This is a genomic window from Chlorobiota bacterium (assembly GCA_016700335.1).
Lineage (GTDB): Bacteria > Bacteroidota > Ignavibacteria > OLB7 > OLB7.
This window is the reverse complement of the sequence record CP065014.1, coordinates 1,827,298-1,842,051: the sequence shown is the minus strand read 5'-3', so window position 1 is coordinate 1,842,051 and position 14,754 is coordinate 1,827,298. Positions and strand designations below refer to the sequence as shown.

The 14,754-nt window shown below is 28.0% G+C and carries 11 protein-coding genes; 7 read left to right on the top strand and 4 right to left on the bottom strand.

Translation table 11 applies throughout. The features are described from left to right. The first annotated feature begins 120 nt into the window (after positions 1-120). Together IPP08_07550 and IPP08_07545 are read left to right on the top strand one after the other, a co-directional pair. Positions 121-1,875 (top strand): hypothetical protein, encoded by a 1,755-nt coding sequence (locus IPP08_07550; GenBank protein ID QQS65635.1) that lies wholly within the window; start codon positions 121-123, stop codon positions 1,873-1,875. Positions 1,876-1,970: 95 nt separating this feature from the next. Further along, positions 1,971-2,768: a DUF2071 domain-containing protein gene (locus tag IPP08_07545; GenBank protein ID QQS65634.1), complete on the top strand. Its 798-nt coding sequence runs from the start codon at positions 1,971-1,973 to the stop codon at positions 2,766-2,768. A 19-nt stretch (positions 2,769-2,787) separates the two neighbouring features. Here the strand turns inward: IPP08_07545 and IPP08_07540 are convergent, their stop codons facing one another. Further along, a complete protein-coding gene (locus IPP08_07540) occupies positions 2,788-3,408 on the bottom strand; it encodes a fumarylacetoacetate hydrolase family protein (GenBank protein QQS65633.1) in 621 nt (206 codons plus the stop codon). 87 nt (positions 3,409-3,495) lie between these two features. Between IPP08_07540 and IPP08_07535 the strand changes: the two genes are divergently transcribed. Beyond that, a complete protein-coding gene (locus tag IPP08_07535) occupies positions 3,496-5,607 on the top strand; it encodes a T9SS type A sorting domain-containing protein (protein QQS65632.1) in 2,112 nt (703 codons plus the stop codon). Between the two features lie 72 nt (positions 5,608-5,679). Here the strand turns inward: IPP08_07535 and IPP08_07530 are convergent, their stop codons facing one another. Together IPP08_07530 and IPP08_07525 are read right to left on the bottom strand one after the other, a co-directional pair. After that, the gene (locus IPP08_07530; GenBank protein QQS65631.1) at positions 5,680-6,489 is read right to left on the bottom strand and encodes a superoxide dismutase; all 810 of its coding nucleotides are present in this window, start codon (positions 6,487-6,489) and stop codon (positions 5,680-5,682) included. Then, positions 6,452-7,303 carry a hypothetical protein gene (locus IPP08_07525; protein QQS65630.1) on the bottom strand — a complete coding sequence of 284 codons (852 nt, stop codon included), beginning with the start codon at positions 7,301-7,303 and terminating at the stop codon, positions 6,452-6,454. Before IPP08_07525 ends, IPP08_07530 begins: the two co-directional genes overlap by 38 nt. A gap of 327 nt (positions 7,304-7,630) precedes the next feature. Here IPP08_07525 and IPP08_07520 point away from each other — a divergent pair, with 327 nt between their 5' ends. Then, positions 7,631-8,425, top strand: coding sequence for a hypothetical protein (locus IPP08_07520; GenBank protein QQS65629.1), 795 nt, complete (start codon positions 7,631-7,633; stop codon positions 8,423-8,425). Positions 8,426-8,444: 19 nt separating this feature from the next. Here IPP08_07520 and IPP08_07515 read toward each other — a convergent pair whose 3' ends face one another. Further along, on the bottom strand, positions 8,445-9,581 hold the full coding sequence (locus tag IPP08_07515; protein ID QQS65628.1) for a hypothetical protein: 1,137 nt from the start codon (positions 9,579-9,581) through the stop codon (positions 8,445-8,447). A gap of 523 nt (positions 9,582-10,104) precedes the next feature. On the opposite strand from IPP08_07515, the gene rpsA reads away from it, so the two are divergent. From rpsA to IPP08_07500, 3 genes are all read left to right on the top strand, one after another. After that, positions 10,105-12,159, top strand: coding sequence for a 30S ribosomal protein S1 (gene rpsA / locus IPP08_07510; protein QQS65627.1), 2,055 nt, complete (start codon positions 10,105-10,107; stop codon positions 12,157-12,159). A gap of 426 nt (positions 12,160-12,585) precedes the next feature. Next, the gene (locus IPP08_07505) at positions 12,586-13,656 is read left to right on the top strand and encodes a glucose-1-phosphate thymidylyltransferase (protein ID QQS65626.1); all 1,071 of its coding nucleotides are present in this window, start codon (positions 12,586-12,588) and stop codon (positions 13,654-13,656) included. A gap of 12 nt (positions 13,657-13,668) precedes the next feature. Beyond that, the gene (locus IPP08_07500) at positions 13,669-14,664 is read left to right on the top strand and encodes a metallophosphoesterase (protein ID QQS65625.1); all 996 of its coding nucleotides are present in this window, start codon (positions 13,669-13,671) and stop codon (positions 14,662-14,664) included. Positions 14,665-14,754: the final 90 nt, after the last annotated feature.

Below are 14,754 nucleotides of genomic sequence, written 5' to 3'. Positions count from 1 at the left end.
TTCTTTAAAACTTTAAAAAATGTATTAAACGAAGTTACAAATTCAATTATGTAGCTTCGTTTTTTTTTATTACTTTGCAGTTATTATTTCATTTCAATTACTACTTCATTAAAACCGATTATGTTTAAAATTTACAAGGTTACCTTATTAATTTTATTTTTTGGATTATTAAATAAAACTTATTCTCAAGAATCTGAAAGTTCTGAAAAAGATACTTTAAAAGTACCCTTAATTGAAATTAAACAAGCTGAATCAAATAATGAAATTGAAGTAACACCAACAATCACGTATTCAATTGCAAATGAATTTAGAGCAGGAGCGGGTAGTCAGTTTGATACAGATAATAATGAGTTAAAAAAAGAATATCTTGAGAATGTATTTAATACAAAATTTAATATCGGAAATTTTAATTTTGGTTTCAAAGCTGAACTAGATAAACCAAGGGAACAAGGTAGAGATACAATTGGAATATCAAGTTATTTTGTTGAGTTTACTAAAGATAATATTAAAGCAAGAGGTGGAAATTTTTATAATTTGATTGGAAGAGGTTTAGTTATGAATACTTACGAAAGCCGTCCAATAGGCTTTAACACTGAAACTCAAGGAGCAAAAGTAGATTATGAAGATGAAAATATTTCAGCGAGTTTATTTGGTGGCATCTTAAGTTATGCACCAATTATTCATAATTCAAGATTTGAAGATTATCTCTTAAGAGGTGGATCAGGAGAATACAGGCCTATATCTGAAATTGCTTTAGGTGGTTCTTATTTAGCAGTTTCAGCTTTGAAAAATAAATTTCTTCAAGTGCCTTATGAAACTTTTTTAAGAGAAGGATATTTGAAAGCAAATTATGATAATTTGTCTTGTTTTTTTAATTATGCTTACAAAAATTCTCCTTTGGATAGTTCTGCTATTTCAGATTTAAACGGAGCACCAATTAATGGTTATGGTATTTACGGCATGCTTGGTTATAATAATGAAGATTTTGGTTTAAACTTTGAATATAAAGATTACAGTTTTGATATAGTTCACCCTGACTTGCAACAGAATCCTCCGTTATCAACTAGGGTATTACCAATTCAACAACCACCAACATTAATACCTGAACATGACAAAGCATTATTAGCCAGAAATCCTCACCAACAGGAAGTAAATGATGAGGTAGGAATTATGGTTTCGGGAAGTTATAATGTAAATGAAAAATTGAGTTTTTCAGGAGTTTTCTCAGCTGGAAGTAGACATTTTGGATATAATCTTGTTAACAATATATTAGTTAAATCTGTTGCTGAATCTAGAATATTACCTTCATTTAGTGATTCAATCTATTCACCTTATTCAGAAATATTTTTGTCATCTGAGTTCAAATTAAACTCTGAATTAAGTTTTATAGGTGGAGTTCAATTGAAGAAAAATTACATTTATACTGAACCTGCTTCAACTCATCCATCTAAAACTGAAAAAAATGAATCAACAACTTTGATGTTGGCTTCTTTTATAGAGTTAAGTGAATCAACAGAACTTCATGCAATATTAGAATTACAACAAGCTTTTGAATCAAAGAAAAAAGCAGTGAAGGATACTGTAATTAATACAATTGAGTTTGATGGACATTTTAATAACATTTATTTAGTATTTGAATATACTGCAAGCTCAAAGTTATCTTTTAATAGTAGAATTGAATATTCAACAGTTAAAAATGAACAAAATCAACAATCTCTCTGGCCAGTTTTAGGCTTCACTTACAGAATTGGCAATACTCATAATTTTGGTTTACAATATGGTTCTGAAAGAGGAGGAGTAGTTTGTACTGGTGGAGTTTGTAGGACTGTAAACCCATTTACTGGATTTAGGGTTAACCTTACTAGCAAGTTATAAATTTTATTAATTCAATTTTTTATTAATGAATAAAAATTTTAGAGTAAGGTTAATTTAAACTTGAAAAGTTTTTTTATCTAGATTATTTATAAAATATGTTAAACAATGATTCAGAATCTTTATTAAATATTAGATTGAAAAAATCTAAAAACTCGTTTTTAGATATTGATACTACTTTACATAATTTTGCATTAATAAATTACTCATTACCAATAGAAAGACTCTTAAAAATTGTTCCTCAAGATAAATTCGATATTCAAGAATTTAACATTAATGGAAAGTTAATGGCTATGTTAAGTGTTGTACCTTTTTATGATTATAATTTTCATTTTAAAAACTTCTTCCCATTTTTTAAGTTTTGTTTTGGACAAACAAATTATAGAGTTTATGTTATTGATAAAGTTACAAAAGAACCATGTGTTTGGTTTTTTGGTACTACATTAGCTTCATATTTAGTTTTCATAGCAAAATTTCTTTGGAAAATTCCTTGGTATTATGCTAGTTATAAGATAAATTGCGAGTACGATTTTTCATTAAATAAATACAAAAATTTTTATTATAAAATTAAATCTGATTGGTGTAGTGCTGATATAGAAATAGAAGACACAGGTGTACCAATAAGACTTGAAGAGGGATTCATTTCTTTAATAGATCAAGAACTAATTTTAACACATCCAGTAAAAGGATACTATTATAGAAGTAATGGTGTTATGGGTACATATTCAGTTTGGCACGAAAAAATTGTTTCTACTATTGGTAAGCCAATAAATTTATATTTTTCAATGTTTGAGAAATTAGGTATTCTAACTCAACAAGAAATGCAAAACCCACATTCAATTTTTATTTGTCCTCAAACAAAATTTGAAGTTTTATTGCCACCTAAAATTGCTTGATAATTACTTTTAGTATTATTTATACAACATTTACTATTAAATTACTTTTTACATAATCAACAATAGAGCATTCAAGAACATCACCAATATCAACTTTCCCAACACCTTCAGGAGTGCCTGTAAAAATTAGATCACCAGATTTTAAAGTAAAAATATTAGATAAATATGATACTATAAATGGGATTTTAAAAATCATGTTTTTTGTATAACCAAATTGTTTTAATTCACCATTCAATTTTAGTGAAATCTTTAGGTTATTGTAATCTTGAATATCAATTTTATCAATAAAACTCCCAACAGAAGCTGACCCAAAAAATCCTTTAGAAATTGACCAAGGGTTACCCTCTTTTTTAGCATTATTCTGAATATCTCTTAATGTAAAATCAATTCCTATAGCAAAAGCATCAATAAAATCTAAAGCCTCTTTTTCAGAAATGTTTTCAGCATCTTTTGAAATCCTACAAACCAATTCAACTTCATAATGCATATCATTTGAAATTTCAGGAATAGAAATTTTATTTGTAATGTTATAACTAGTTGATGGCTTGATAAAAACTACAGGAGTTGATGGTAAATTAGAACCCATTTCTTTTGCATGAAGTGGATAATTTTTACCTAAACAATAAATTGTATTATTCATAAATATATTAGTGTATAATAAAAAAAAATACTAAGTTGCAACATTGAAATAAATTTTTCTTTTTATAAATTAAATAAACAAATCAAAATGAGAAAATTATTATTGATTGCCGTAATTGGGCTTATCAGTACTAGAGTTTTTGCTCAAGTAGAATACTATCAAATGCCTTTCTTGAATGCAGGAACGAATCCTGGAGGATTGAACAATGAATCAGAAAATCCTTATTCAGCACAAACACCAATAGCTGGTTGGACTGTTGTTCTTGATGGTGCAAATGGGGATCCTGTTTGGAGTCCTGAACAAACATTACCAATCTCATTTAAGTTTAACGGTGAAGTTGTAAATAAATACAAAGTATCATCTAATGGAGTTGTTACTTTTTCTACATCAACAACAGTTGCACCACCAGTTGAAAACACAACATTACCATCAGCATCTATTCCAGATAAATCTGTTTGTGTTTGGGGTATTTCTCAATCAAGAGAAGCAGTAAGTGGAACAACAACTTACGCTAGTACAATTCTTAAAAGAACATTTGGATCAAGCCCAAGAAGACAGCATTGGGTTTATTTTAATTTCTTTACAGATGATAATATACCTGAGGGTTGGACATATTGGGCAATTGTATTTGAAGAAACAACTAATAAAATATACATTGTTGATGTTAAAACATTATGTGTTACTGGAGGAGCACTTTGTTCAGAAAATTGTCAAATCACTGCCGGAGTTCAATTTGATTCTAAAAGAGCATTAATGGTTGATGGTTCACCAAAATTAGGCTCAAGAGCAAATAAAACAAATGACTTTACTCCTGGTGATAACTCTTATTGGATGTTTGCTCCTGGAGTTCAACCAGATTATGATATGTCAGGTATTAGTGTTAAAATGAAACCAGTTCTTTTTGTTACAGATAAAGAAACACCTGTAATTGGATATTTCCGCAACCTTGGAGCAAAGCCTGTGACTGAAGTTGAATTAAGTTATGCAATTGATGGCGGTGCACCTATTTCTAAAATAATCGGTGGATTAAATATTGCACCAATGGAATTTGCAACTTTAACTCATCCAACTAATTTTGCAATTACTGGATCTGGCTCTAAAGATATAGAAGTTTGGGTATCAAAAATAAATGGAAGTAGTGATGGCAATCCAGGTGATGACAAAGCAAGCCTTACATTGAATATTAAAGAAATGCCTCCTGAAAGAAAAATTTTACACGAAGTGTTTACTTCTTCAACTTGTCCTCCTTGTAATCCCGGTAACGCAAATTTAAAAAACGTTTTAAATGATCATAGCGATAGAGAATTTACTGTTGTTAAATATCAACAAGATTTTCCAGGAACTGGAGACCCTTACTGTACAAGTGAAACTGTTGCTCGTAGAAATTACTATAAGGTAAATGCTATCCCAAATATGCAAGTAAATGGTGGATGGAATGGTAATGCCCAATCTTATACTGAAGATCTTTTTCAACAATTTTCAGAAGGAGAAAATACATTAAAATTAAATGCAAATTTTTCAATGGTTGGAAATAAAGTTCATGTTGACGTTGATATGACTCCATTACAAGATTTAACAGGAACTCATACATTGCAAGTTTTAATTTGCGAAAAATTAACAACAAAAAATGTTAAAACAAATGGTGAAGTTGAATTTGAAGATGTAGTAAAGAAAATGTTACCAGATCAAAATGGAACTGCATTTACTGGATTAACAAAAGGTACAAAAGTTACTAAGAGTTTTGATTATGAATTTAAAGGTAGCTATAGATTATCAAAAGATGGAGCTTCAGCTAATAGAATTAAATTAGCTACTGAACATTCAGTAGAAAATTTTGAAAACTTAGAAGTTGTTGCATTCTTACAAAACAAAACTACCAATGAAGTAATCCAATCAAATTGGGGTGTTAAGGTTCCACCTGCTGGTATAAATGATAATACAGTTGAAAATCAATTTAATTTATTCCCAAATCCAGTTACTGATGCATTGAATATTGAATTTTATTCTAATACTAACAAAAGAGCAGAGTTTTCCATGTTTAATGTAAATGGAGAGAAAGTTTCAGAAGGATTGTTAAATACAAATGTAGGTCCTAATAAAGCAAATATATCAACTGATGGATTTTCAAGTGGGAATTACACAATTAGTTTAAAAGTTGGTGATAAAACATTTACAAAACAAATAGTTGTGGTAAAATAAAATTTTGGTGATTTAATAAAAAAGCGGGAAGATAATTCTTTCCGCTTTTTTTATATTTTATAGAAAACTATTTTACTTTGTCAATTCAATAAAATTCTTTGATACTTCATTCCAATTTACCACATTCCACCAACTGTTAACGTAATCAGTTCTTTTATTCTGATATTTTAAATAATAAGCATGTTCCCAAACATCAATTGCCAAAATAGGAGTTGTACCCCATTGTGAAAATTTATGTTGATTTTCTGCTTGAAGAATTATTAATCTGTTATCTTGTTTTCTGTAATGTAATATTGCCCAACCACCACCTTCAACAGTTGTTGCAGCAGAATTGAATTGTTTTTGAAAAATTTCAAATGAACCAAAATCCTCAATAATTTTATCCAACAAAACACCATTAGGTTTTCCACCACCACCATTATTTGAAGCTGCCATTATTCTCCAAAAAAGAGAATGCAAAAAATGTCCACCACCATGAAAAGCTGATTGTTTTGACCAATGTTGAATCATTGAGAAATCATTATTTACTCTTGCTTTTGCTAACTCACCTTCTGCTTTATTTAAGCCATCTACATATGCTTGATGATGTTTGTCATGATGTAATTTCATGGTAGTCTCATCAATAAATGGTTCTAATGCATTATAAGCATAAGGCAAAGCTGGTAATTCATGTTTAGTAGTTTTACCAGATGTTTGATTTGTATTGCCTTGAGGGGAATTACCTTGAGGTGTATCTAATAAAGCTGTAGCATTTTTATGTAAAATTGATGTACCAATAATTGTTGCTACTCCAGTTTTAGATAAAAAATCTCTTCTTGATTTTTTCATTTGTTTAAGTAATATATTAGTTTGTAATTTGAAAACTTCTTTCTGCAACTGCATATTTACCTTGGGTAATTTTTCCTTCAGAAGTCAATAATTCTAATTTAATTAAATGGACTCCTTTTCTTGTCCCAGCTAAAATTCTTGGCTTGTTATCATAAATAGTACCTAAATTCTTTCCATCAATACTAACTCTAATCTTAAAGTTAGAATCTGATAGTACAACATTTTTACATTGAAAATCTAAAAGAATATTATTACCTTCATTAATAGAAAATTGTTCTGAATTTGGTGAACAAATGAAAATAAATGGATCATTTAATGAAGTTGAATCAATAATTAAAGAGTCTTTAATTGATATAGAATTTTTTGCTTCAATTGTTTTTTTCTTATCTACAGTTTTAATTTCAACCCCAATTGAATCAGTTATATTAGACTCATTATTTTTAAGACTTTCACCCCAACTTCTGCAAATGAAAGCATTTAGAAAATGACTTCCACCATATATTTTTGGAATTACAATTGAATCAAGTAAATTAGTTTTTTGAATTAATTTACCATCAAAAATGATACACAAATAAGCACCATCTTTAGAATATACAACTCCTTTTGATTGTTCATTTTGAGATGGTAATCCTAATTCAATGCCAGCTGTTTCGAATCTTAAAACCAGATTGTTATATTTATCAAATTTTTTTTCTTTAATTTTCAATTTTACATCTAACAAATCGTTAGTTGATTCAAAAGGTAATAATATAGGTTCATCTAAAACAACATTATTTTTATTTGGTAATTCTTCTTTAGGTTCTTCCGAACAAGATTGCATTACAAATGTAAATAGTATTTGAGTTAAAATTAATGTAAAAATTTTCATAAAGTTGTATTTGTTCAAAAATAAATAATAATTGGTTAAATCAGAAATATTAGATTCAGTTTAAAAAGACAGGAAATAACTGAATTTGAATTAGTGTTTATAATAGATGGTTTTATTAATGTTATTTTAACTCATTAATATTTAAACCATTAAATATATTTTAAATCTTTTTATATTTATTGTTAAGTAAAGTAATCTGTAAAGGTTTAGAAAATTCCATTCAAAATAAAAATTTTAAGTTAGAAAATTATATTCCAGTAATTAAATCAGTTCCAATATTAATAGATATGATGCTCAAAAATTTAAATCAAAAGTTTACATTAACAAATGAAAAATAAAAAGTATTGTATTGGTTGTGGGGCATTATGTGAAAATTCTGATGTAAATTGTAAGAATTGTGGTGAAGAATTATTAACTAATAATGTTGAAATTTCTGATAATATTCAATTATCAAATGAAATAGTAAATGATAAATTAGAATCTGATTCAATTACTAAAAATGTTTCAAATGAATTTAAATCTAATGTACTATCAGTTAAAGACATTTTGTATTTATTTATTGGAATTACATTTTTAAGTTTCATTATTTATTTTGTTTCAACACCTAAGGAAGTGAAAGGTCCTAAACAAGAAATTGTTTCAGAAAGAGATAGTATTGATCCACATTCAAGTATTAATAAAAATCAGGGAACAGAATCAAAAGTTAATGCTACTCCAGGACAATTAAAGCTAATTGAAGATTTAAAAAAATCGTATTTAGGAAATCCAACTGACTCATTAAATTTAAAATTAGCTAATGCGTTATATGATGCTGGAATGTATAATGAGGCATTACAACAGTACAAAAATTATGTTTATAAAAATTCAGATAATTTAGATGCAAGAACAGATATGGCGTATTCTATGTATGAATCTGGTGACTTAGAAGGCTCATTAGAAGAGCATAGAGCAATAATTGCAAAGAATCCAAAGCACCAAATTGCTTGTTATCAATATGCTCTTTTACAAGTTGTAAACAAGAATAAAGATTCAACTTTATATTGGTTAAAAAAAGTGGTTGAAATTAATCCTAAATCTGTTCAAGGAACACGTGCAGCCCAGATTTTATCAGCATTAAAATAAAGTTTTAAATCTGATAAGGTTAACTATTTAATTGAATTTTAAACAAATTTGTTACTACTCTGTAAATTGGTTTATTAAAAATTAAATAAAAGAAAATTAGCCATTCTATAACAATAAAAATTAATTGATTTAGTTCAAAAATGTTAAAATTTTTGTAATATGTTAATGGCGCAATACAACACATCCAAAGCCAAGCATTTCTAAAGTTAATTTTGTTTGATAAGATTGAAATACACAAAGGTGTTATATAATACCAAACATGAACTTTAGCTGAAAATGAAATTTGAATTGTTAAAATAATTAAAATTCTATTTATTAAATCAATCAGAAAATCATTGTCAAGTTTGTAAATATTTTTTTTAAAAGTTATTAATAAAGTAATAACAATTGTTAAAATTGATAAGGTTAATCCTGTGAAATAATTTGAAGGTTTAATATGAAACAAATCTAAACAAAATTTTATTAAGTAATAAACCCCTCCATTAAATTCAAAATAATTTGTAAATTTCTTAAGTACATTTACAGTATTGATAAGTGATTCTAATTCTAATAATGGAATGCAAAGAAACAATGTTGAAACAATCAATACAATTGAAACTAACAGTTTTTTATTCTTATTGAATTTTATAAATAATGGAAAGAGAATAATTGGCAATATTCTAAATGAAACACCAAAAGATAAAAATAGAGCTGATAATGCTCTTTTATTCTTTGAAAAATAATACAAAAAAGCTAACATAGAAAATACCCAAAGCCCGTCAGTATGCCCTTGTCCACAAATTTCAATTATAACTAATGGATTCCATGCATAAAGAATTAGTAAATTATTTGGTTTCTTGATTTTATTTATAATCTTGTATAATAATACAATTGAAAGTAATTCAAATATAAAAAAAATGATTTTTAAAACAAAAAAACCTGACAATAAGTTACTTGAAAATAATTTTCCTATATAGTAACTAATTGCAAAAAAAAACTGAGTTAACGGAGGATAAACTGTATGAAAATTTGGATAAGCTTGATGGTTATACAGTTCATCTTGAAAGATTTTTAATCCTGAATCCGAAGGAACTAATTTGTATGGGTTTACATTATTTACAATTAATCTTCCATCCCATAAAAATCTATAAGCATCATCCGATAATGTTGGGTTCATTGGTAAAACAATTAACCTACTTACAATAGCTATAATAAAAACAAAATTTAAAGTTACATTTATTTTATTCTTGTTAATTATCCAAAAAACAAAATATAAAAAAATAGAACATGATATCATTAAGCTAGAATAGAGATAGAAATCCTTTAAAAGATTGTTGCTAAAATCTAAGCTGATTAAACAGAAAATTAACGTAATAGAATAAAATACTTGATATATATTAAAATTATATTTATTACTAAAAGACATTTATGAAATGATTAATTATGGAAAATTTGGTCATTAACAAAAGTTAAGTTATTTTTGCAACCCTGCCCGAAATATTGGTATGGGTTGAACTACGTTAATTAACAAAAATTATTAATTCTAATCTTTCTATCGTAATTACAATTATTTATTATTGTGGTTTGAAGAAGTTTAAGTATTACAGCTGCGTAGTTTGTTAAAAATAAGACTGTCATACATAAACTATTTAAATAGCAAAATAAATTGATTTAGTTACGAACAAATTTACAAAACTTTTATGCAGGAAACTAATTTAAAAGGCAGAGCACTCAAGTATTTAGTTCATAGTGGTTATACTCCAGAAGAGTATCTTGAGTTAATGAAAATTTACGAACAAAATGTTACTTTAGTTAATCAAAATGATGTAGTTAAAGGGCGTGTTGTATCTGTGGCTGATGGAAATGTAACTGTTGATATTGGTTATAAATCTGAGGCTACAATACCAAGAAGTGAATTTTTAAGTATGCCTGATATTAAAGCAGGTGATGAAGTTGAGGTTATGGTTGAAGCAACTGAAGATAACGATGGAAAATTAAAATTAAATCGTAGAAAAGTTGACTTTCTTCAAGTTTGGGAAAAAGTTCTTAAATTACACGAAACTCAAGAAGTTGTTAAAGTTACTCTTACTCGAAGAACTAAAGGTGGTTTAGTAGCAAATTTACTAGGTATTGATGCATTTTTACCAGGTTCACAAGTTGATGTTCGTCCTGTAAGAGATTTTGATGCATTGGTTGGGCGTGAGTTAGATGTTAGAGTTGTTAAGATAAATCATCCAAATGAGAATGTTGTAGTATCTCATAAAGTATTGCTTGAAGAAGAATTGGCAACACAAAGAGAGGAAATGCTTACAAAACTTGAGAAGGGAATGGTGTTGAAAGGTATTGTAAAGGCAATTGCTGATTTTGGTATATTCGTTGATTTAGGTGGTGTTGATGGATTAGTACACATAACAGATTTATCATGGGGACGTGTTAACCATCCATCAGAAGTAGTTCAATTAGATCAAGAGATTCAAGTAGTTGTTATTGAGTACGATAAAGAAACTAAACGTATATCTTTAGGTATCAAACAATTAATTGCTCATCCATGGGATGATATTGATTCTAAAATTACTATAGGACAAAAAGTAAATGGAAAAATTGTTTCATTAACAGATTATGGTGCTTTCATTGAAATAGAGAAAGGAATAGAAGGTCTGATTCATATTTCAGAAATGTCATGGACACAACATGTAAAGCATCCATCACAAATGTTTAATATGGGTCAAGAAGTAGAATGTGTTGTTTTAGCAATAGATAAAATAGAAAAGAAAATATCTTTAGGAATAAAACAACTTGAAGCAGATCCTTGGGAAATTTTATTACAAAAATATCCTATAGGTTCAATTCAAAAAGCAGTTGTTAAAAATCTAGCTAACTTTGGAGTATTTGCAGAACTTGAAACAGGAGTTGAAGGATTAGTTCATATTTCTGATTTAAGCTGGACAAAGAAACTTCGTCATCCAGGTGAAGTTGTAGCAAAAGGAGATGAATTAGAAGTTCTTATTTTAGGTGTAGATTCTGTTCAAAGAAGAATTGCTTTAGGTCATAAACAAGTTACACCAAATCCTTGGGAAGATTGTGTTGATGATTTTAAAATTGGAACAGATATGAAAGGAACTATTACAAGAATTATAGATAAAGGTGTAGTAGTTGAAATTAAACATGGAGTTGAAGGATATGTTCCAAATTCTCAATTAGCATTTGCTCCTGTTAGAAATGTCTCTCAATTCTTTAGAATTGGGGATATTCTTCCTTTAAAAATCATAGAGTTTGATGCTGAACAAAGAAAGATTATTTTATCAGCTGTTGATGCCTTAAGAAGTTTACCTGAAGACGAACAAGCTGCTTATTTTGTTGAACATCCAGTTCCTCAATCAGATTCAAATGCAAAAAGTGATATCCTTGTTGATTTAGGTGATGCTGCTGCCCCTTTAGAAAGTGAATTTGCTTTTGGTGATTTAGCTGATTTTAAACCAAACTATTCAGATTCTGATATTAATACTTCATTAAAAACTGATGATTTTATTGAAACAAATGTTATTAATGATGTGCCAATATTAAATGAAATTAATGAAGCTCCAAGTGTTGAAGAAATTTCTACTACTCTTAATAAAGAAGAAGTTATCGTAGAATCTCAGGCAGTTGTTCAAGAAGTTGTTAATTCAACTGAATCTGAAGTTGAAGTTGAATCAAATACAATTGTTGCTGAAGATTCTTCTAACAATGAAAAAAATCCTGATATAGAAGGATAAAATTGTTTAAAAAAAAAGCCCCTTGAATTATTTATTCATGGGGCTTTTTTTGCTTTAAAATTTGAAGACTTGAATCAAGGTGACTTAATTAGTAAATATTTAATAATTTTCAAAATAGAATTACAAAAAAAGTAAATCGAGATGAAAAAACAATAGCTGAGAGAATTGTTTGCTTATAGGAAGATAATATTTTAGGATGTAAAATTAATGATAGAAAATCAGTAAAAGTCTATACAAATTAAGCGGTTTTCTATATAATAATTTAACCCGCATATAGAATCAAATACTTGCTACTCGATAAGCTTATGTTATTCAAAAAACAAAATTTCCCAAAAATTAATTAGATTTGTATAAGATAATTATTTATTCCTTAAACTTAATTCAGGACATAACATTATCTACAATTTTTATTTGTAATTTTACCATATGAAAGCACTTATAACCGCTGGTGGAAGAGGTACTAGGCTTCGTCCAATTACTCATACTCAAAATAAACATTTAATCCCAATAGCTAATAAACCAATTTTACAGTATGCTATAGAAGCAGTTGTTAATTCTGGTATAACTGATATTGGAATTGTTGTTTCGCCTGAGAATGGTAATGAAGTTAAAAATTATTTTAAAAATGGTGAAGATTTTGGTTCTAAAATTACATATATCTGGCAAAATGAACCTTTGGGTTTAGCTCACGTTGTTAAGATATCTGAAGAATTTATAAATGGAGAATCATTTGTTTTTTATTTAGGTGATAACATAACTATTGGTGGAATAAATAGATTTGTAGAAATTTTTGAAAAGAATAAATCCGATTGTTTATTAACATTAGCAAAAGTTCCAGATCCAGAAAGATTTGGTGTACCTGAATTTGATGTAAACGGTAAAATAATTTCAATAATCGAAAAACCAACGATTCCAAAATCTGAGTTTGCAGTTAGTGGAATTTATCTTTACAATTCATCTATTTTTAAAGCTGTTAATTCAATTTTACCTTCAAAAAGAGGTGAGTTAGAAATTAGTGACGCTCATGATTGGTTATTAAAGAATAATTATAAAATCGATTACTCTGAAATAACAGGTTGGTGGAAAGATACAGGAATGCCACTTGATTTATTAGAAGCAAATAGGTTAGTGTTGAGTAAACAAGAAGAAAATATTTCAGGGGAGTTTGATCTTGAAAGTGATATTGCTGGTAATGTTGTTATTGAATTAGGTGCACAAGTTATAAATAGTAGAGTTAGAGGACCCGCAATAATTGGTAAGGGATCTAAAATTATTAACTCATATATTGGACCTTATAGTTCCATTGGTAAAGATTGTACATTAATTAATTGCGAAGTTGAATATTCAATTTTGATGGATAAAGTAAAAGTAACAGATATTAACATCAGAATTGAAGGAAGTATTCTTGCAAATGAAGTTGAAATTATTCATTCAGGTAGAAGACCAAAAGTGCAGAGGTTTATGCTTGGAGAAAGAAGTATTGTAGAACTAGTTTAATAATTAATAAGGATGGAGAATTTAAATAGAAGAAGTTTTTTTAAATGGTTAGGAGCGGGTTTAACAGCTTTCCTATCAGGTTTGTGGGGTTGTACTCAAGGCATTAGAGAAAGTCTTCTCACTGTATGGAATGAAAGGGGAGGGGCAAGCGAAGTGTTTAATGCAAAATCAGTTCCTCCAGCAATTCCATTTTCAATCCCCAATAATATTGGAATTAGATTTATTGTTTTTGGTGATTGGGGTATGGGAGATTATAATCAATTGAAAGTGGCTAAGGCAATGAGTTTAACAGCCAAACAATTTGGTTGTGATTATATAATTTCAACTGGTGATAACTTTTATCCAACAGGTGTTACTGGCATTGAAGATGAACAATGGACTAGAAAGTTTACAGATATTTATAAAAAAAATGGGTTGAACCAAGTATTTTATCCAGCTTTAGGTAATCATGATTATTATGGGAATGAAAGAGCTGAAATTGAATATTCTAAAATTAACCCTCAATGGTACTTACCAAATTATTATTATTCTAAATTATTTAATTCAAACGATGGTTCAAATGTAGAACTTTTTGTGATTGATTCGGATTTGGTAAATGCTGAAAATGATGAGTTTACATTAAAACAATCCAATTGGCTGGAACGTCAGTTAAAAGGAAGTAATGCAAAATGGAAAATTGTTGTTGGGCATCATCCAGTATATTCAAACGGTTTTCATAATACTTCTCAAATAATGATAAATACATTTGAAGCATTGTTTGTTAAGTATAATGTAAATTTATATATGTGTGGTCATAATCATGAAGTTCATTTATTAAAACCAAAGAAAGGAGTTACTTACTTGGTTAGCGGTGGTGGATGCACTCATCATAACACTACTTGGAAAGATGATACTGAATATGCTTTAACTAATTTAGGTTATGTTTGGATGAATTTTAATAAGGAATCAATTAATATTCAAATTCATGATTCTGTTGGTAGAGTAAAGTTTGCCCATAAAATAACTTAAAAAATATAATTCATAAATTTGTTAGTACTGAAACAAAATAATAAATTTTGTGTCAATCAATAATTATAAAAAATTTGTTCTATTTTATTA